General features: G+C 68.6%; 15 protein-coding genes. 1 reads left to right on the top strand and 14 read right to left on the bottom strand.

Translation table 11 applies throughout. From position 1 onward, the window contains the following. Window positions 1-96 precede the first annotated feature (96 nt). From gyrB to GEMRO_RS0123910, 14 genes are all read right to left on the bottom strand, one after another. Window positions 97-2,499 (bottom strand): DNA topoisomerase (ATP-hydrolyzing) subunit B, encoded by a 2,403-nt coding sequence (gyrB, locus tag GEMRO_RS0123975; RefSeq protein WP_027136048.1) that lies wholly within the window; start codon window positions 2,497-2,499, stop codon window positions 97-99. Next, window positions 2,492-3,628, bottom strand: coding sequence for a DNA replication/repair protein RecF (gene recF / locus GEMRO_RS0123970; protein WP_027136047.1), 1,137 nt, complete (start codon window positions 3,626-3,628; stop codon window positions 2,492-2,494). The genes gyrB and recF overlap by 8 nt, the downstream gene beginning before the upstream one ends. Window positions 3,629-3,654: 26 nt before the next feature. Continuing rightward, window positions 3,655-4,782 carry a DNA polymerase III subunit beta gene (gene dnaN / locus GEMRO_RS0123965; RefSeq protein WP_027136046.1) on the bottom strand — a complete coding sequence of 376 codons (1,128 nt, stop codon included), beginning with the start codon at window positions 4,780-4,782 and terminating at the stop codon, window positions 3,655-3,657. A 123-nt stretch (window positions 4,783-4,905) separates the two neighbouring features. After that, entirely contained in the window at window positions 4,906-5,535 is a 630-nt protein-coding gene (locus GEMRO_RS0123960; protein WP_027136045.1) for a hypothetical protein, read from the bottom strand. Beyond that, window positions 5,532-6,392, bottom strand: coding sequence for a GIY-YIG nuclease family protein (locus tag GEMRO_RS0123955; RefSeq protein WP_157505723.1), 861 nt, complete (start codon window positions 6,390-6,392; stop codon window positions 5,532-5,534). The genes GEMRO_RS0123960 and GEMRO_RS0123955 overlap by 4 nt, the downstream gene beginning before the upstream one ends. A gap of 82 nt (window positions 6,393-6,474) precedes the next feature. Then, complete coding sequence (dnaA, locus tag GEMRO_RS0123950; protein ID WP_027136043.1) at window positions 6,475-7,863, bottom strand: chromosomal replication initiator protein DnaA; 1,389 nt, start codon at window positions 7,861-7,863, stop codon at window positions 6,475-6,477. Between the two features lie 486 nt (window positions 7,864-8,349). Further along, complete coding sequence (gene rpsT, locus GEMRO_RS0123945; protein WP_027136042.1) at window positions 8,350-8,625, bottom strand: 30S ribosomal protein S20; 276 nt, start codon at window positions 8,623-8,625, stop codon at window positions 8,350-8,352. Between the two features lie 102 nt (window positions 8,626-8,727). Beyond that, window positions 8,728-9,501 (bottom strand): enoyl-CoA hydratase, encoded by a 774-nt coding sequence (locus tag GEMRO_RS0123940; protein ID WP_027136041.1) that lies wholly within the window; start codon window positions 9,499-9,501, stop codon window positions 8,728-8,730. A gap of 3 nt (window positions 9,502-9,504) precedes the next feature. Beyond that, the gene (locus tag GEMRO_RS31505; RefSeq protein WP_051329416.1) at window positions 9,505-11,115 is read right to left on the bottom strand and encodes a glucan biosynthesis protein; all 1,611 of its coding nucleotides are present in this window, start codon (window positions 11,113-11,115) and stop codon (window positions 9,505-9,507) included. 79 nt (window positions 11,116-11,194) lie between these two features. Then, window positions 11,195-12,739, bottom strand: a complete 1,545-nt coding sequence (gene nikE / locus GEMRO_RS0123930; protein WP_027136040.1) for a nickel ABC transporter ATP-binding protein NikE — start codon at window positions 12,737-12,739, stop codon at window positions 11,195-11,197. After that, window positions 12,736-13,563, bottom strand: coding sequence for an ABC transporter permease (locus GEMRO_RS0123925; RefSeq protein WP_240476759.1), 828 nt, complete (start codon window positions 13,561-13,563; stop codon window positions 12,736-12,738). Before GEMRO_RS0123925 ends, nikE begins: the two co-directional genes overlap by 4 nt. Then, window positions 13,556-14,485 carry an ABC transporter permease gene (locus tag GEMRO_RS0123920; RefSeq protein WP_035487934.1) on the bottom strand — a complete coding sequence of 310 codons (930 nt, stop codon included), beginning with the start codon at window positions 14,483-14,485 and terminating at the stop codon, window positions 13,556-13,558. Before GEMRO_RS0123920 ends, GEMRO_RS0123925 begins: the two co-directional genes overlap by 8 nt. 26 nt (window positions 14,486-14,511) lie before the next feature. Beyond that, complete coding sequence (locus tag GEMRO_RS0123915; protein WP_027136037.1) at window positions 14,512-15,978, bottom strand: ABC transporter substrate-binding protein; 1,467 nt, start codon at window positions 15,976-15,978, stop codon at window positions 14,512-14,514. Next, window positions 15,975-16,988, bottom strand: coding sequence for a P1 family peptidase (locus GEMRO_RS0123910; RefSeq protein WP_240476755.1), 1,014 nt, complete (start codon window positions 16,986-16,988; stop codon window positions 15,975-15,977). Before GEMRO_RS0123910 ends, GEMRO_RS0123915 begins: the two co-directional genes overlap by 4 nt. A 159-nt stretch (window positions 16,989-17,147) precedes the next feature. Here GEMRO_RS0123910 and GEMRO_RS0123905 point away from each other — a divergent pair, with 159 nt between their 5' ends. After that, the gene (locus GEMRO_RS0123905; RefSeq protein WP_027136035.1) at window positions 17,148-18,809 is read left to right on the top strand and encodes a thiamine pyrophosphate-binding protein; all 1,662 of its coding nucleotides are present in this window, start codon (window positions 17,148-17,150) and stop codon (window positions 18,807-18,809) included. Window positions 18,810-18,879 lie beyond the last annotated feature (70 nt).

Genomic DNA, 18,879 nt, shown 5'->3' with positions numbered 1-18,879 from the left:
ACATGACGCAGCCCTCGCAACCCATCACCGTGGCGAGGGTGCCACGGGGCAGCCGTTCCGAGCCAGCGCCATGTCCCGCCCGATCCACGTCGCCGGTCAGATGTCCAGGTTCACGACCCGCAACGCATTGCTCTGGATGAACTCGCGGCGTGGATCGACCACGTCGCCCATCAGGGTGGTGAACACCTCGTCGGCCTCGTCGGCATGGTCGATCCGAACCTGCACCATCGAGCGCTTGGTCGGGTCCAGCGTGGTCTCCCAGAGCTGCTCCGGGTTCATCTCGCCCAGCCCCTTGTAGCGCTGGATCTGCATGCCCTTGCGACCGAGCGTGGCGACCCGCTCCATCAGGAACAGAGGACCGCTGATCGGCTGGACCTGCTCGTCATGAACCAGCGTCGGATGTTCGCCCCAGATCGACACAAGCTCGTCCATGAGCTGGGCGACCCGGCGCGCCTCGTGGGAGCGAAGGAAGGCGGTCTCGATCCGCCAGCGCTCGCGCCGCTCGCCACGGGTGCGGTGCATGATCAGGATGCCGTCGACATCCAGGGTGGCCTGCCAGTGGCCGCTGCCGGCCACCACCAGGTGATGGGCGAGCGCCTGCCCCTGCTCCAGGCCCGGCTGGCCCTCGGCGCCAACCAGCCGGGTCGAGGCGAGCGCCTCCACCAGTTCCGGGGGATGGCGCCGCGCCAGGCTGCGGATCGCCTGGGATGCCTGGCGGGCGAGATCGAACACGCGGCCGGTTTCCGCCTCATCGAGCTGTCGCTCATCGGCACCCTGGATCTGCACCTCGCCGCGCACGGTGGCCAGCAGGTGATCCTCCAGCGCCGCGTCGTCCTTGAGGTAGAGTTCCTTGCTGCCGCGCTTGATCCGGTAGAGCGGCGGCTGCGCGATGTAGAGATGCCCGGCCTCGATCAACGCCGGCAGGTGCCGGTAGAAGAAGGTGAGCAGCAGGGTGCGGATGTGCGAGCCGTCCACGTCCGCGTCGGTCATGATGACGATGCGGTGGTAGCGCAGCTTGGCGATGTCGAAGTCGTCGCGAATGCCGGTGCCAAGCGCCGTGATCAGCGTGCCGATCTCCTGGCTCCCCAGGATCTTGTCGACCCGCGCCCGCTCGACGTTCAGAATCTTGCCGCGCAGCGGCAGGATCGCCTGGAACTGGCGGTCGCGACCCTGCTTGGCCGAGCCGCCGGCGCTGTCGCCCTCGACCAGGAACAGCTCGGATTTGGACGGATCGCGCTCCTGGCAGTCGGCCAGCTTGCCCGGCAGGTTGGCGATGTCGAGCGCACCCTTGCGCCGGGTCAGTTCCCGGGCCCGCCTGGCCGCCTCGCGCGCGGTGGCGGCTTCCACCACCTTGCCCATGATGATCTTGGCCTCGGCGGGATGCTCCTCCAGCCAGCGCGACAGCGCATCACCGACCAGGTTCTGCACGATCGGGGTGACCTCCGAAGAGATCAGCTTGTCCTTGGTCTGCGAGGAGAACTTCGGATCCGGCACCTTGACCGAGAGCACCGCGGTCATGCCCTCGCGCATGTCATCCCCAGACAGCGCCACCTTCTCGCGCTTCAGGGTGCCGCTGTCTTCCGCGTACTTGTTGAGCACGCGGGTCAACGCCTGGCGGAAGCCCTGCAGATGGGTGCCGCCGTCACGCTGGGGGATGTTGTTGGTGAAGCAAAGGCAGACCTCGTGGTAGCCGTCGTTCCACTGCATCGCGACCTCGACCGCGATGCCGTCGCGCTCGCCGCCCACGGTGATCGGCGGCTTGACCACAGGCGTGCGCGAACGGTCCAGCCAGGTCGTGAAGGCCGCCAGGCCGCCTTCGTAGAACAGACGCTCCTCGCGCGGCTCCTCGCCCCGCAGGTCGCGCATCAGGATCTCGACCCCGGAATTCAGGAAGGCCAGCTCACGCAGGCGGTGGGCAAGCTGCTCGAACGAGAACTCCACCCCGGTGAACACCGAAGGCGAGGGGTAGAAGGTCACCTGGGTGCCGCGGCGGCCCTCGGAGGGGCCGACCACCTCGAGGGGCGCCTCCGCGCGGCCACCTTCCACAAAGCGGATGAAATGCTCGTAGCCGTCGCGCCAGACGGTCAGGTCGAGCCGGTCGGACAAGGCGTTCACCACCGAGACGCCAACCCCATGCAGGCCGCCCGAGACCTTGTAGGAGTTCTTGTCGAACTTCCCGCCGGCGTGGAGCACGGTCATGATCACCTCGGCTGCCGACACGCCCATCTCGGCGTGCAGGTCGACCGGAATGCCGCGACCATCGTCGATCACCGTGCAGGAGCCGTCGGCGTTGAGGATCACCTCGACCTTGGTGGCATGACCGGCCAGCACCTCGTCGATGGCGTTGTCGACCACCTCGAACACCATGTGGTGCAGGCCGGAGCCGTCGTCGGTGTCGCCGATATACATGCCCGGCCGCTTGCGCACGGCCTCCAGGCCCTCCAGCACCTTGATCGAGCTGGCGTCGTAAATCGCGGGGATGATGGGCGTGTCAGACATGATCGGCGAGGTCGCCCTGCTGCAGGTGGAAGAAGGCCGCCTTGTCGCGCAGAGGCGCGAACGGCGCGTGGTCGGTGCCGGAAAGCCAGGTCTGGCCGGGCGCTTCGGTGATGCGTTCGAACAGGGCGGCGCGGCGGACGCTGTCCAGGTGAGCGGTGGCCTCATCGAGCAGGAGGATCGGGATCAGCGTGCCGACCCGGCGCTTGCGCGCGATCTCGCCCAGGACGATGGAAACGAGCAGCGCCTTCTGCCGCCCGGTCGAGCAGCGCGCCGCCGGTGTGGTGGTCTCCGCATCGATCGCGACCAGATCGCTGCGGTGCGGCCCGATCGAGGCGCCGCCGGCTTCCCGATCGGCGTCGCGGCTGCGGGCGAGCCTGGCCGCCACTTCCTCCTCGACGTCCAGGGCCGGGCGGTCCTCCAGCAGCGTCTCGAGATCGCCCGCCAGCTGCAGCCGCACAGTCGGAAACGCCCCCTGGCTCTGCGCCACCACCTCATCCAGGCTCCGCACCCGCTCCGCCCGCACGGCGGCGATCGCCACCGCGTCGGCGGCCAGGCCGGCTTCCAGCGTGGCGAGCCAGACCGGGTCCGGGCGCCCGCCACGCAGCACCATGGAGCGCTCGCGCAGCCGCCGCTCGTAGCGGTTCGTCAGGCCGGCATAGGCCGGATCGTCGGCACCGATCAGCCGGTCCAGGAAACGGCGGCGCTCGGAGGGCGATTCCACGAACAGCCGGTCCTCGGCGGGGGTCAGCCAGATCACGCCCACGATCGCCGGCAGTTCGTCGCGCGCCGCAACGTCCTGGCTGTCCAGCCGGAACCGGCGACGCTCATGCCCCACCTCCAGCCCGGTCGCGATCCGGTGAATCCCATCCGGCCCGTCCAGCTCCGCCTGGATCGCCCAGCCCCCCGCACCGCCGTGGCGGGCCTGCTCGACCGCGCGCGCCCGGCGCAGGCCGCGACCCGGCGCCAGCATCGAGACAGCCTCCATCAGGTTGGTCTTGCCGACGCCATTGTCGCCGAACAGCACGATGGGTCCGTCCGGAAGGGTCAGGCGGGCTTCGGCGAGATTGCGGAAGTCGGTCAGGTGAAGGCGGCGCACCGCGCAGGGCAGGGGCTGCGGAGGACGGTCCACAGCCACAGGCGCGCTGGCTGAAAGGATCATACCCGCATCGGCATCAGCACGTAGATGGTGGCGACGTCCTCGGGATCACGAATCAGGGTTGGGGAGGCCGCGCTGGCCATCTCCAGGCGGATCGTGTCGCCTTGGACCTGCTGGGTGATGTCCATGACGTAGCGGGCGTTGAAGCCGATCTCGATCTCGCCGCCGGACAGTTCGCAGTCGACCTCGTCCTGGGCGCGGCCGGCCTCGGCACTGACCGCCGACGCCACCACCCTGCCGTCGCCGAACCCGAGCTTGACCGCCCGGACCTTGTCGGTGGCCACGGTCGCGACCCGGTCGATCGCAACCGCGAAGGCCTTGGCATCGACCAGGGCCACCTTGTCGTTGGCCTGCGGGATCACCCGCTCGTAGTCGGGGAAGGTGCCGTCGATCAGGCGGGAGACCAGCACGGTGGTGCCGATCTGGAAACGGATCCGCGAGGGCGAAAGGGCGATGCCGACCTCGGCGTCCTGGTCCAGGGCGTCCAGCAGCCGGCGGACCTCGCCGACCGTCTTCTTCGGGACAATCACCGGCGGGATGCCCTTGGCGCCCTCGGGCAGCGGGGTCTCGACCCGGGCCAGCCGATGTCCGTCCGTGGCGACCGCGCGCAGCGTGGCGGCAGCGCCCTCGCCGCGGGTGGCGTGGAGATGCACCCCGTTCAGGTAGTAGCGGGTCTCCTCGCTCGACATCGCGAAACGGGTCTTGTCGAACAGCTTGCGCAAGGTTGCCGCGGACAGCTCGAAGGAGACGCCCAGGTCCTCCTCGTTCATCGCCGGGAACTCGTCGGCGGCGAGGGCCGGCAGCACGAAGGACGAGCGTCCCGAGCGCAGATGCATGTCGGTGCTGCCGTTCGGCTGCTCCAGCTCGATCACGGCACCTTCCGCCAGGCGGCGGACGATCTCGTAGAGAGTATGCGCCGCCACCGTGGTGGTGCCGGGCTCGGCAATCTCGGCGGCCTCCCGCGAGACCAGGGTCAGGTCCATGTCCGTGGCGGTGAGCAGCAGCTCATCGCCTTGCGCCTCCAGCCGCACGTTGGACAGGATCGGGATCGTCGTACGCCGCTCGACAACGCTCTGGACATAGCCAAGCGACTTGAGCAGGGGCGCGCGCTCGATGGTCAGCTTCATGGTCGGGGCAAGTCGCAATGATCACGGAACCCCGTCCACGAATATCGTGCCGGGTCGCCGAAGCTAGCAGGCTCCAGCGCTAAGTTCACGAATTTTCGGCGGAATCGGTGCGTTCCCGCAGGTTCAATGCCGCAGCAGGCGGTCCAGGACGTCGAAGCGGCCCTGCCACTCCGCGAGCTCGCGGGTCTGGCCCTGGTCCTCTCTCGTGCCGGGCGTCAGCGGGTACTTGTAGAGATAGATGTGCGCCCCCCGGGCGTTCACACGCCGGCGCTGCGCCACCCAGCCGCGGACCACGTCGCCCGGCACCAGATAGAAGTCGATGACCGGCTTCACCGGGATGGGCTTGGCGGCCAGACGCCCGACCCGCCCGTCCAGAACCACGCCCAGGTCAGCGGCCACCAGGAGATCGAAACCAAGGTCGGGCGCGGCCGGATCAGGGGTGTGCGCCCAGCTGATGCTCTCGACAAAGCTGTTGCCCTTGAGCTGGATCCGAATGCGGCCGTCGATCAGAAAATCATATCCCGGCTGGTTGCGGCGCCGGAGGTTGGCATCCTCGATGTGGTGCCGGCCGTCTCTTTGAGCGACCAGGGCCAGGGCTGCCCTGGTCGCAATCTGTTCGCTCAGACGCACCCGCTCGTGGGCCTTGAGCGGCGAGGCGGTGCGCAGCACGGAGGCGTGGACGCAGCGCTCCAGGAGGACGCGCTCGTCCTCGGCCAGGCTGAACAAGGGGTCGACGAACTTGATGCCGCTCACCGGATCTGTCCCGACCAGGAAGCACCCTCGGCGGGATAGATCGCCGGACAGGGGCATACCCGCGACTGGGGCGGCACCGCGCCGATGGCGAGCGCAGCGACGCTGCTGTCCTTGGGACGGACGCCCGGCGGCTTCGGCCGATCGAGGCGGAACGGGACGATCTGGAACTCGCGCAGGATCGCCGAAACAGGGCCGGACTGGCTTCCAGCCTTGAGCCAACCCACTTCTTCGGCGCCGGGCGAGCCCATCCGGTGCTGCACGGCCTCCCAGGCGGCGCGGATTTCGGCATTCGGACGGCGGTTGCCGTCGTCTTCCGCCGGGACGGCCGAGCGGTGCTCGAAGCCTGCCACCAGGCGCACCGGCCAGGGATTGTAGGTGAAGGCATAGCGGAAGGCAGTGTCATGCAGCGCGCCATAGGCGAGCTTCAGCCGCTGTTCCGGTGCCTGTTCGCGGAAGAGCCAGAGCTGCCAGCGGAACCGGTCGACGGCCGGGCGATGGTCCCGCCAGTCGTCGTAGAAGCGCGCGGAGGCGGGCAGCGATGGCGGGGCGGCGGGGCCGGCGGAGGATGCATCGATGATAGCGGCGGATTGCAGGCGCCGGATCGCTTCGGCCGCCGGCAGGTCGAACCACTCGTTCACGTCGCCCAGTCGCCGATGCAGCGGCAAGAGCCGATGGACGGCCCGTTCAGCCGCCTCGACGTCCACCTTGGTGGTAAAGCCGAACACGCCCTCGACAACGATCCCCCGGGGTGTGTGGCAGCGGGCCTGCTTGAAGCGGGACGGCCAGTGCAGGTCCTTGCCAATCTTGCAAGCTCCTGGGACGCCAGGATCTGAAAAAACGTAAAGGACGTGTCTCATGGGCGATCCGACACCGGCATTCCCTCCGCTGTCGGCAGCGATCACGGCAGGAACGAACGGCATGGATCCTGCCGCCGGACCGTCAGCTCATCAAGCGCCGCTTGAGCAGCTCGATGTCGTCGGCGAGCTGCCGGTCCTCGCCGGCCAGCTTCTCGATCTGCCGGACGGCATGCATGACCGTGGTGTGGTCGCGGTTGCCGAACTTCTTGCCGATCTCGGGCAGCGAGCGGGGGGTCAGCTGCTTGCACAGATACATGGCGGCCTGGCGCGGGCGGGCGATTGCGCGGGAACGGCGCGGCCCGGTCAGGTCGGACATCTTCATCTGGTAGTGCTCGGCACAGGCCTTCTGGATCTCCTCGATCGTCACCCGGCGGTCATTGGCGCGCAGGAGGTCGTGGAGGATCTCCTGGGCCATGTCGACCGAGACCGCCCGATTGGTCAGGCTGGCCTGATGGACCATCCGGTTCAGGGCGCCTTCCAGCTCGCGGACGTTCGAGGTGATCCTGGCCGCCAGGAACTCCAGGACACGCTGCGGCACGTCGGAGCGGAGTTGCTCAGCCTTGGCCTGCAGGATGCCCAGGCGCAGCTCGTAGGTGGTGGGATGGATGTCGGCGACCAGGCCCCAGCCCAGCCGGGAGCGGATCCGCTCCTCCAGGCCCGACAGGTCAGACGGACTGCGATCCGCAGAAATCACGATCTGCTTGCCGCGGTCCACCAGCGTGTTGAAGGTGTGGAAGAATTCTTCCTGTGTACTGTCCTTGCCCGAAATGAACTGCACGTCGTCCACCATCAGCAGGTCGACGGAACGGAACATTTCCTTGAACGCGATGGTCTCCTTGATCCGCAGGGCACGTACGAACTGGTACATGAACTTTTCTGCGGTCATGAACACGATCTTCTTGGTCGGATCGATCTGCATGAACCGATGGCCGATCGCGTGCATGAGATGGGTCTTGCCGAGGCCGACCCCGCCATAAAGGAACAGCGGATTGAACATGGGCTTGGGCGAGGTCGCCACCCGCTCGGCCGCCGCCACCGCGAACTCGTTCGGCTTGCCGACCACGAAGTTCTCGAAGGTCAGGCGCGGGTCGAGCTGCACGGACAGCTCGTCGGGCGTGTCGTTGACCGGCCGCGGCTGCGGCTCCACCACCCGCAAGGGCGGCTGCTCGCGGTTCACGATGGTGCCGGCACTGCCGGGCGCGCCCTTGCCCTGCACGACCACCAGGGTGATCGAGCGGATCTGGCTGTTCACCCCGTTCCAGAGCATCCGGATCCGGTCGGCATAGTGGGCCGCCACCCAGTCCCGCATGAACTGGGTCGGGACCGAGACCAGGCCGCGGTCGCCCTCGATGCCGAGGGCGAGCAACGGCTTCAGCCAGGTGCTGAAGGCGGTGTCGCCCACTTCGGCGCGCAGGAGGTTACGTACCTGTGCCCACTGCGTATCCAGATCGCTCGACTGCGGCACGATCATCCGTACCCTGACCCGGCTGTCGCGTTGTCACCAAGATCCGATCGAGGGTGAAGACGACCCTGCCGATCGAACCGCGTTTCGTTCGTATCCGGCCGCCTGCCCGCATCGATCGGCCCGCAATGCTGGGGGCTTCACCTGCCGGCGCCACGTCGAAACAGTTCGAGCAAGGGCTGGGACCGCGTTTTTTCGACTTCGGCGATAGAATAAGCTGTCCCGAGCTGGTCCAGTTACTATGCCGTCGCGAAATGGTTCTCAGACCTAAAGGTTAAATACTCGACCGAAATTCGACGCCACAACAAGGCGGCTGAACGTCTGACGATAGTAATGCCGAGGCAGGGGGGAGGCAAGCATCCGATCTGCCACAAACGAAAATTCTCTCATAGGTTGAAAGATCGCGGACAGCTAATATAAGGAAAACAGAATACAACAAAACAAGCGGCGATGACTTGCGCCACCGCCGCTTGTTCTTCGAAAACTGCGGAAAAATCAGGCGGCGGCTGCCGCGAGCTTTTTCACCTGATGGGCCAGGCGCGAAATACGCCGCGCAGCCGTGTTCTTGTGCAGCACGCCCTTGCCGACACCACGTGCCAGCTGAGGCTGCGCCAGCTTGAACGCGGCGGCGGCGGCATCCGCATCGCCCTTGGCGACCGCGGCTTCCACCTTCTTCATAAAGGTCTTGATCTTGCTGGTGCGAGCCCGATTGCGCGCGGTTCGCGCCTCGGTCTGCCGCACCCGTTTCTTCGCGGAAAGCGTATGCGCCACGATGCGATTGCCCAATGTTCAGAGTGAGAAGGGCTCTTATCCCCAGGCTGCGCCCACGTCAACCCAGGCTTATCCCCAATGATGCCGGAACCAGCCGGCCGCTCAGCGGTGCTGGAAGTTCGGCGAGCGCTTCTCCACGAAGGCGTTCATGCCTTCGCTTCGGTCCTCGGTGGCGAAGCTGGCATAGAAGGCGCGCCGCTCGTAGCGCAGTCCCTCGGCCAGCGAGGTCTCGAAGGCGGCGTTCACCGCATCCTTGGCCATCCGCACGGCAGGCTTGCTCTTGCCGGCGATCGCCTGGGCGATCTTGATCGCCTCGTCCAGCAGTTCGGCGGCGGGTACCACCCGGGTGACCAGGCCGGAGCGCTCCGCCTCGGCGGCATCCATCATCCGGCCGGTCAGGATCATGTCCATCGCCTTGGACTTGCCGACCGCGCGGACCAGGCGCTGGGTGCCGCCCGCCCCGGGCAGGGTGCCCAGATTGATCTCCGGCTGGCCGAACCGCGCATTCTCGGCGGCGATGATGATGTCGCACATCATCGCGAGCTCGCATCCTCCCCCGAGGGCATAGCCGGCAACCGCCGCGATCAGCGGCTTGCGCTTGTCGGCGACCTTGGCCCAGCCGGCGATGAAGTCACTCTCATAGGCCTCAACGAAGCCCATCTCGGCCATCTGCTTGACGTCGGCGCCGGCGGCGAATGCCTTCTCCGAGCCCGTGATCACGGTGGCCGCAATCTCCGGATTCGCGTCGAACCCATCCAGCGCGGCGTTCAGCTCGGCGATCAGCTCGTCGTTCAAGGCGTTGAGCGCCTTGGGACGGTTGAGCGTGATCAGTCCGACCGCATCCCGCCGGTCCACCAGAATGTTCGTATATGCCAAGATTCACTCCTCCCCGAAGCCCGAAGGCCCGGCCGCAAAGCGGAACGGATGATACTGGTAGAGCCAGGTCTCGGTGAGGGCATTGTCGCCCAGGCGCAGGAACAGGCGCAGGTCGACCGGTTCCTGGCCATCCACCGACAACTCGAAGATCGCGCGCCAGCGCTTGGTGCCGACCAGCTGGAAGGCGAAGGCGTTGACGATCTCGCCACGCGAGGCGGCCACCACCGCCTGGACGTCCTCGCCCTTGCGCAAAGGCTCCAGGGCCGGTCCCTCGAAATCCACGGCGAACCGCTTCTGGTCGCCCTCCTGCATCGCCCCGGGCAGTCCGCCCTTGCCGATCCGGGTCGCGACGCAGCGGGCAACCGACGGCGGCTCGGGGATTGCGTCCTGCCAGTAGAGGCGCCAGGCCAGGTCGAACCTGGTGCCCGCCTCGGTCTTTGCCTCCGGGACCCAGTAGGCGGCGATGTTGTCGTGGATCTCGACATTGGTCGGGATCTCGACGAGCTGCACCGCACCCTTGCCCCAGGGCTGCAGCGGCTCGACCCAAAGGGACGGCCGCCGCTCGTAGAACAGCGAATCGTCCTCATAGGAGCTGAACGAGCGGTCGCGCTGCAGGAGGCCGAACCCCTTCGGGTCGGTGTCGGCGAACGAGGACACCATCAGCTGCGCAGGATTGTTCAGCGGCCGCCACAGCCGCTCGCCGGCGCCGGTCCAGATCGCCAGTCCGTCGCTGTCGTGGATCTCCGGCCGCCAGTCGGTGGCGGTGTGCCGGTTGGTCTCGGAGAACCAGTACATGCTGGTGAGCGGAGCCAGGGCCAAGCGCTGCACCCCATGGCGCATGAACAGCTTGGCCTCGACATCCATGGTGACCGCACCCGGTCGCTTCACCAGGAACCGGTAGGCGCCGGCCAGCGCCGGGCCGTCGAGGAAGGCATGGATCAGCAGGTCGTCGCTGCCGTCGGGCGCGCGCGAGATCCAGAACTCGCGGAAGGCCGGGAACTCCTCCGGCGTGGGCAGGCCGATGTCGATCGCTACACCTCTGGCCGAGATCCCGTACTGATCGTGCTCGCCGGAAGCCCGGAAATAGGACGCGCCCAGAAACGACAGCCAGTCGCCGCCGCCCTGCTTGTTCATCACCCGGAAGCCGGCAAAGCCCAGGTCCTCCGGCAGGCCGGTGACGAAGTCGGCCTTCTCGCCGAACTCGAACAGCCAGGGCTCGTAGAGGATCTCACGGGCCTGACCGTCCTCCACCAGATTGATGTGGACCGGTCGCTTGAACCAGCGTCCCGGATGATGGAATCGGATCGGCCAAGGTCCTTCGCCATCCGCCCACAGGGCCTGATCCGCGCGGTAGCGGATGCTGGCGAACACCTCGGGATCGATCCGGTCCAGGATGTCGTCGAACCGGATGATCGGCGAGGCGTAGGGCTCCCGGGAGGCGGCCTCGGCCTGGGCCACCAGGTTCTCGAACGAGAAGGGCTGCGGCGGTCCGAACCGAAGGCCGGTCTGCTCCGGCTGGGCCTCCGCCTGGGCGAACGCCTCCTTCAGGCCGGTCAAACCCAGCAGGGACAGAGCCGAAAGACCGAGCGAGACCGAGCGCCGAGTGGCGTCCATGAGTTCCTCGAATTGCTGTTGGGACATCCCAACCGGACGAAACGCAGGAACCCTGCTCGGGTGCCGTACATCGACCCGCTTAATAATCGCGCGTCTGTTGCGGTGCAACGGTGGGGGCGAGCACCGCTTCCACGAGTGCCCGCGCCGCGGGCGATGCCGGATGCCGCAGGACCTGGTCGACCAGGCCCGCTTCGACAAGCCTGCCCTCGTCCAGAACCAGGACCCGGCCGCAAAGCTGACGCACCACTTCCAGGTCGTGGCTGACCAGGAGATAGGTCAGGCCATGGCGGATGCGCAGTCGCTCCAGCAGCCCGATGACCTGCTCCTGGACCGCCGCGTCCAGCGCGGAGAGCGGCTCGTCCAGAACCACGAGCCTTGGCCGCGCCACCAGGGCGCGGGCGATCGCGATCCTTTGCCGCTGCCCACCCGAGAACTGGTGAGGATGGCGCTCCGCTGCGTCGGCGGGCAGTTCGACCTCGGCCAGGGCCTGCGCGACCCGCGCCTGCCGCTCGCTCCTGGCAAGCCGGTCATGATCCAGGGGCTCCGCCACGATCCGGCCGACCTTCCAGCGCGGGTCCAGGCTGTCGAAAGGATCCTGGAACACCAGCTGCACCGAGTGCCGCACGGCATCCCGCTCCGCCGGATCGCGCCCGTCCAGGCGGACCTGCCCCCGGTCCGGCCGCTCCAGCCCGGTCAGCAGCCTGGACAGGGTCGACTTGCCGCTGCCGGAGGCGCCGACCAGGCCCACCGATTCGCCAACCTCGATCCGCAGGCTCACCCCGTCTACTGCCTTCCAGGTGCGCCCATCCGGGAGCCGGTAGTGGCGGACAAGGTCGGCCGCATCGAGGATTGGCGCGCCATCCAACAGGCAACGAGCGGCGGCCGCTTCTGAACCTGCTGCCGGCCCAGGCGGGCCAGTGGATCTGGTGGCGCGGACCACCCGTCCCGCACGCATCTCCAGCGACCGAGAGCACATCCTGGCGATCACGGAGCGGTCGTGGCTGACCAGCACCAGGGCAAGCCCCTGCCTCGACGCAAGCTCGTCCAAGAGATCCAGGATCTGCCGCTGCGTGACCAGATCCAGGGCGGTGGTTGGTTCGTCGGCCAGCAGGAGGTCGGGTTCGGCGGCCAGCGCCGCGGCGATCAGCACGCGCTGGCGCTGCCCGCCCGAGAGCTCGTGCGGAAACGCCCGTGGCGAGTGGCGGTGGACCGGAAGGCCGACCGCAGCCAGCAGTTCCTCCATGCGGGCCTGCCGCTCCTGCCGGCTGCCCAGCCCATGGATCTCCATGGGCGCCATCACTTGCGCGCCGATGCGCCTCGCCGGATCCAGGGCGGTCATCGGCTCCTGGAACACCATGGCGATCCGTCGGCCACGCAGGCGTGCCCGTGCCGGTTCCGGGAGGCCCAGGATCTCCTTGCCGTCCAGACGTACCTGACCCGAGGCGACGAGTTCCTCGGGGAGCAGGCCGGCGATGGCGTGGGTCGTCAACGACTTGCCCGAGCCGGATGCGCCGACGATCCCCAGCCGCTCGCCGCGTCGCAGCCGGAACGAGACGGCCTCGACGAGCGGGGTGGCGTCCCGCCGCCGGACGGCCAGGTCCTCCACCTCCAGGAGCAGGCTCATCGGCTGCCCCGCAGGCGGGGGTCCAGCCGGTCGCGCAGGCCGTCGCCGAGCATGTTCAGGCCCAGCACCGTGAGGGCGATCGCCAGGCCAGGCAGGAGGGCCAGGCGCGGCGAAAGCGCCAGGAAGCTCTGCGCGTCAGCAAGCATCCGTCCCCAGGTCGGGGCAGGCGGAGGGACGGACAGCCCCAGATAGCCAAGCCCCGCCTCGGCCAGGATGGCCAGGCCCAGCTGCAGGGTGATCTGGACCAGGAGCTGGTCGGCAATGTTGGGCAGGACATGCTCCAGCGTGATGCGGGTGCGCCCCTTGCCCGACAGAAGCGCCGCCTGGACGAAAGCCCGCGGCCAGATCCGGACCGCGGAGGAACGGGTCACCCGGGCGAATACCGGGACGTTGAACAGGCCGATCGCCAGGATGGCGACGCCGATCGAAGGACCCAGGACTGCTGCCAGCATGATGGCGGTCAGCACGGCTGGGAAGGCGAACACCAAGTCGTTGCCGCGCATCACCACCGAGTCCAGCCAGCCGCCCTGGGCGGCGGCAAGCGCGCCGAGAGGCACGCCCACGCCCGCACCCAGCGCCACCGACGCGACAGCGATCAGCACGGAGTGGCGGGCTCCCACCATCAGCATCGAAAGCAGGTCGCGCCCGAAAGGGTCGGTGCCCAGCAGGTGAGCGATGCCTGGACCTTGCAGCCGCGCCTTCACGTCGATCGCGGCGGGCGGAAACGGAGTCCAGGCGAAGGAGAGGAGCGGCAGCGCCAGCATGGCAAGGGTGATCGCAGCGCCCGTCCACAGCAGGACGCGCCCGTGACGTGCGTCAGCCACGAAGCCGCAGCCTCGGGTCGAGGCGCAGCAGCGCCAGGTCCACCACGAGATTGACCAGGATCACCGTCGCGACCAGCAGCATGATCACGCTCATCAGGGTCGGCAGATCGCGCCCGCCGATCGACTGGAAGATCAGCCGGCCCAGGCCCGGCAGGTAGAAGACGTTCTCCACGATGACCGTGCCGGCCAGCAGGAAGGAGAACTGAAGACCGATCACGGTGACGATCGGGGGCAGGGCGTTGGGAAGGGCGTGGCGGCGCAGAGCCTCTTCCCGGGTCAGCCCGAAGGCGCGCCCGGTGCGCACGAAGTCCAGCCGCGCCGTCTCGACGATCGCGGTCCGGGTCACCCGTGCCAGCACCGCGGCCTGTGGCAGGCCGAGGGCCAGGGCGGGCAGGAGCAGAGCGAGGATGGCCGGCAGGATGCCCTCGGCCCAGCCCGGGAAGCCGCCCGCCGGCAGCCAGCGCAGCAGGATCGCGAACAGGAGCACCAGCAGGATGCCGATCCAGAACGACGGTACGGCCAAGCCGATCTGGGCCGCCCCCATGGTGAGGGCATCCGCCATCCGGCCCTGGCGCGACCCGGCGAACAGCCCGGCCGGGATGCCGATGCCGATCGCCACGGCCAGCGCCAGCGCAGCCAGCGGCACGCTCACCACTGCCCTGGCCAAAACCAGGTCCGCCACCGGCACCCCATAGGTATGGCTGGTTCCGAGATCGCCCTTGAAAATGCCCGCCAGCCAGTTCCACCAGCGGACCACCAGAGGCTGGTCCAGCCCCATCTGCAGGCGCAGGGCCGCCAGCGTGTCCGGTCTGGCCTCGGTGCCCAGCATGACGGCTGCCGGGTCGCCCGGCAGCACGTTGAGAGCCGCGAAGACGAGGACAGAGGCGCAAAGCAGGGTCGCCGCCGCCACCGCCAGCCGCATGACGATGTCGAGGGCGGCCTGGGACCTCACTCCTGCCAGCGCACGCCGGTCATGTCGTTGGCCTGGATCGGCGCATTGACCCACATGCCCTCCAGCTTCGCGTTCCAGAGCCCGTGCTTGGGCAGTTCAAACAGGAAGGCGTTGACCGCCTTCTCGGCCAGCATCTCCTGGGCCTCGCCATACAGCACGTTGCGCTGCGCCTCGTCGGTGGTCTCCTTGACCTCGGCCACCAGGGTCCGGAAGCCCTGGTCATTGAAGTTGAAGTAATAGTCGTCGCGCGCGTAGATATCGATATCCAGAGGCTCGGTGTGGCTCACGATGGTGAGCTGATAGTCCTTGTTGGTGAAGACCTGCTCCAGCCACTGTGCCCACTCCATCGGCTCCAGCTCCGCCTGAATGCCGATTTCGGCAAGCTGCGCCTGCACGATCTCGCCGCTGCGCCGGGCGTAGCTGGGCGGCGGCAGCTTGATGGTGACCTGCAGGTCCTCCACCCCGGCCTCGGCCAGGAGCTGGCGCGCCCGGTCCGGGTCGTAGGCGGACGTGCCGGTCAGGTCGACATAGGCCGGATGGCTCGGGCTAAAATGCGATCCGATCGGGATGCCGTACCCCATCATCGCCCCCTCGATCAGGGCCTGCCGGTCGATGGCATGGCCGATCGCCCGGCGCACCCGCACATCGTCGAACGGCTTGGCGGCGTTGTTGATCGCGAGGATCGTCTCGCCCTCCGTGGTGCCGACCACGACGGTGAAGCGCGGATCAGCCTCGAACTGAGGCAGCGCTTCGGGTGCCGGGAAGTTGGAGAACGCGTCGACGTCCTCGGCCATCATCGCGGCCGTGGCGCCGGCGGGATCGGCGATGAAGCGGAAGGTCACCTTGGCCAGCGGCACGTCGGCGCCCTCGCGGCGGGTGAGGACCACCCGGTCGCCCTGCCGCCATTCCTCGAACCGGAACGGGCCGGTGCCGACCGGGCTGGTCTTGTTGGTGTCGGCGCTCTCGGGCGCCACCATCACCGCGTCGCCCCAGGCCAGGTTCCAGATGAACTGCCCGGTCGGCCGCTTCAGCCGGATCAGCGCCGTCAACGGATCGGGCGTCTCGACCGATTCGATCGGCTCGAACAGGCCCTTCTGCGCGTTGACGCTGTCCTTGGCCAAAGCGCGCTCGATCGTGAACTTCACGTCGGCGCTGTCGAACGCGCTGCCGTCGTGGAAGGTGACCCCTTCCTTCAGGTGGAAGGTATAGTTCAGGCCGTCCTCGGAGATCGTCCAGTACTCGGCCAGCTGCGGCTGGACCATCCCGGCATCGTCGATCCGGGTCAGGCCCTGGAAAAGGTTGGCGTAGACGATCTCGTCGATCGCCGCCGCCGCCCCCGCGGTCGGATCCAGGTGCGGCGGCTCCAGCACGACGCCCAGCGCCACCGTGTCGCGCCCCAGCGCGGCGCCGCCCATCGCAGCCAGCGCCAGCGCGCTGCCGAGCAGCAGGTCAGACCACCTCATCCCACATCTCCCCCAGCCGCCCGTTCCCGCCAGGACGGCGTCGATCCCAATCTTCCGGCAGCGAGCACGCCGCGCGCCACCGCGCGCGCCGTGCAGTCCGCCGCTAGAGCGCCCAGACGGGTCAGCGCCTCCGCCGTCACCGCCAGGTCCCGTCGGGCCGTGGCGAGTGCGAAGATCGTATCCCCGTCGAAGGGCGTGTGGATCGGTCGGATCGACACCGCAAGCCCGTCATGGGCCATCACCGCCATCCGCCGTGCCTGCGCCTTAGTCAGCTTCGCGTCGGTGGCGACCACCCCGATCGTGGTGTTGGCGCCCGCCACTGCGCCGATCTTGCCGCGCAGGGCCAGCGAGACCGGCCCCTCCGGCGGGGTCTGCCCGCCCAATTCGCCGTCCTGTTCCAGGTACCAGGCATAGAAGGTGCGATCGTCGGGAAAGCCAGGTTCGCCCACCGAGTTGACCGCGATCAGCGCCGCCACCGTGCAGCCGGTCACCGGGCAGACCGCCGACGCGCTGCCGAGACCGCCTGCCACCGTGCCGGCCACTGCCCCCGCGCCGGCACCCACCGAGCCGAGTTCCAGAGGAGCGCCCGCCCGCTCCAGGGCCTCCAGCGCCAAGCGACGGAAGGGTGGATCCTCGCCCCAATCCTTGTCGCCGCCGTTCACCAGGTCGAACAGCACAGCACCCGGCACGATCGGCACCACCGCATCCTTGATCTCGAAGCCGATCTTCCGGGTCGCCAGCCGGGCGCGGATTGCCCCCATGCCGTCCAGGCCGAATGCGGAGCCGCCGGAGAGCACCAGGGCATGGACCGCATCCACCGTGTTCATCGGGTCGAGCAGGTCGATCTCGCAGGTCCCGGGGGCTCCGCCGCGGACGTCGACCCCCGCCATGCAAGGCGCATCGGGCAGGACCACGGTCACCCCGGTACGCACCCGTCGGTCCTGCGCGTTGCCGACCTTAAGGCCGGCGATGTCCAGGATCGTGTTGCTGCGGCCGGGTCTGGCGCTCATCGTCATGCTTCCCGACATATCCGCGAGGGCTGGCCGGGCCAGCGCCCGCCGCCAGGACGCTTAGCAGGCTGCGCCTGGTGCTGCACGGGGCTTGCCTCTCGCCGCGCCCGGCTCCACTGGGAGTGGAAGCGAGCAAGCGGGGAGCGAAGCACGATGGCAATGCGCAGCGGCGGCCGGATCCTGATCGACCAGCTGGCGATCCAGGGGGTCGACACGATCTTCGGGGTGCCGGGCGAGAGCTTCCTGGAAGCCTTGGACGCGCTGATCGAGAGCCCCATCCGCTTCGTCAACTGCCGCCAGGAGGGCGGGGCGGCGATGGCGGCGGAAGCTCATGCCAAGTTCACCGGCCGCCCGGGCGTGTGCTTCGTCACCCGCGCCCCCGGCGCCACCAACGCCGCGTCCGGCGTTCACGTCGCCCAGCAGGACAGCACGCCCATGGTGCTGCTGGTCGGCCAGATCGAGCGCGCCGCCCGCTACCGCGACGCCTTCCAGGAGGTCGACTACCGGCTGCTGTTCGGCGGCATGGCCAAGCTGGTCCTGGAGATCGACGACGCGGCGAGGCTGCCCGAACATGTCCACCGCGCGTTCCGCACCGCGATGGCCGGCCGGCCCGGCCCGGTGGTGCTGGTCCTTCCCGAGGACATGCTGATCGACCGGATCGATGTCGAGGACGGGATCCGCGCCTTGCCGGTGGCCCACCATCCGGACCCGCACGCCATCGGCCAGTTGCATGGCCTGCTCGCGAAGGCAGAGCGCCCGCTGGTGATCCTGGGCGGCTCCGACTGGACCACCGCCGGCCGCGTTGCTCTCGAGAACTGGATCGCGTCGAACGATCTGCCGGTCGGCTGCGGCTTCCGCCGCCAGTCCCTGTTCGACAACCTGCACCGCTGCTGGGCGGGAGCGGTCGGCCTGGGACCCGACCCGAAGCTCGCCCAGCGGGTGAAGGATGCCGACCTCCTGATCGCGTTCGGCTCGCGCCTCTCGGAGACTGCCACGGCCGGCTACACCCTGCTGAACGTCCCGCGCATGGGGCAGATCTTCGTGCAGATCCATCCCGACCCGGCCGAACTCGGCCATGTCTACCAGCCCGACCTGGCGATCTGTGCCGACCTGTCCGCCACCGCCCAGGCCCTGTCCGGCCACCCGCCGGTGCGCGAGCGGCCGTGGGCGGCCGAGACCGAAGCGCTGCACGCCCGCTACATGGCGTTCTCCGAGCCGGTCGAGGCGCCCGGCGCCCTCAACATGTCGAAGGTCGTCCAGCACCTGCAGGCGAACCTGCCGGCCGATGCGGTCGTGACCAATGGTGCCGGCAACTATGCCATCTGGGTGCAGCGCTTCTGGCGCTACCGGCTGGCGCACACCCAGCTATCCCCGACCTCCGGCTCGATGGGCTACGGGCTGCCGGCCGCGGTCGCCGCCGCGGTCGCCGATCCGTCCCGGAGGGTGGTCGCGTTCGCCGGCGACGGCTGCTTCATGATGACCTGCCAGGAACTGGCCACGGCCGTGCAGGAGAACCTGAAGCTGCTGGTGCTCGTGGTCGATAACGGCATGTACGGCACCATCCGGATGCACCAGGAGCGCGAGCATCCCGGCCGCGTCTCCGGCACCGCCCTGAAGAACTCCGACTTCGCCGCGATGGCGCGGGCCATGGGCGCCCATGGCGCCACCGTCCGCGCCACCGAGGAGTTCCCCGCGGCGCTGGACGAAGCGCTGGCCGCCCCCGGCCCGGCCCTCCTCCACCTGATCCAGGACCCCGAGGCGCTCACCCCCGCCCGCTCGCTCTCGACGATCCGCGAGGAGGCGAGGGCGGCGGGGCGCTAACGCATGGACTGGCAGTTCCCTGGCGAGCCGCACCGCAGCGATCTGGGATGCGGCTCGCCCGAAGGGATTG

It is taken from the genome of Geminicoccus roseus DSM 18922, assembly GCF_000427665.1.
Lineage (GTDB): Bacteria > Pseudomonadota > Alphaproteobacteria > Geminicoccales > Geminicoccaceae > Geminicoccus > Geminicoccus roseus.
The sequence above is the reverse complement of the archived record's forward strand: the minus strand, read 5'-3'. Positions and strand labels throughout refer to the sequence as shown.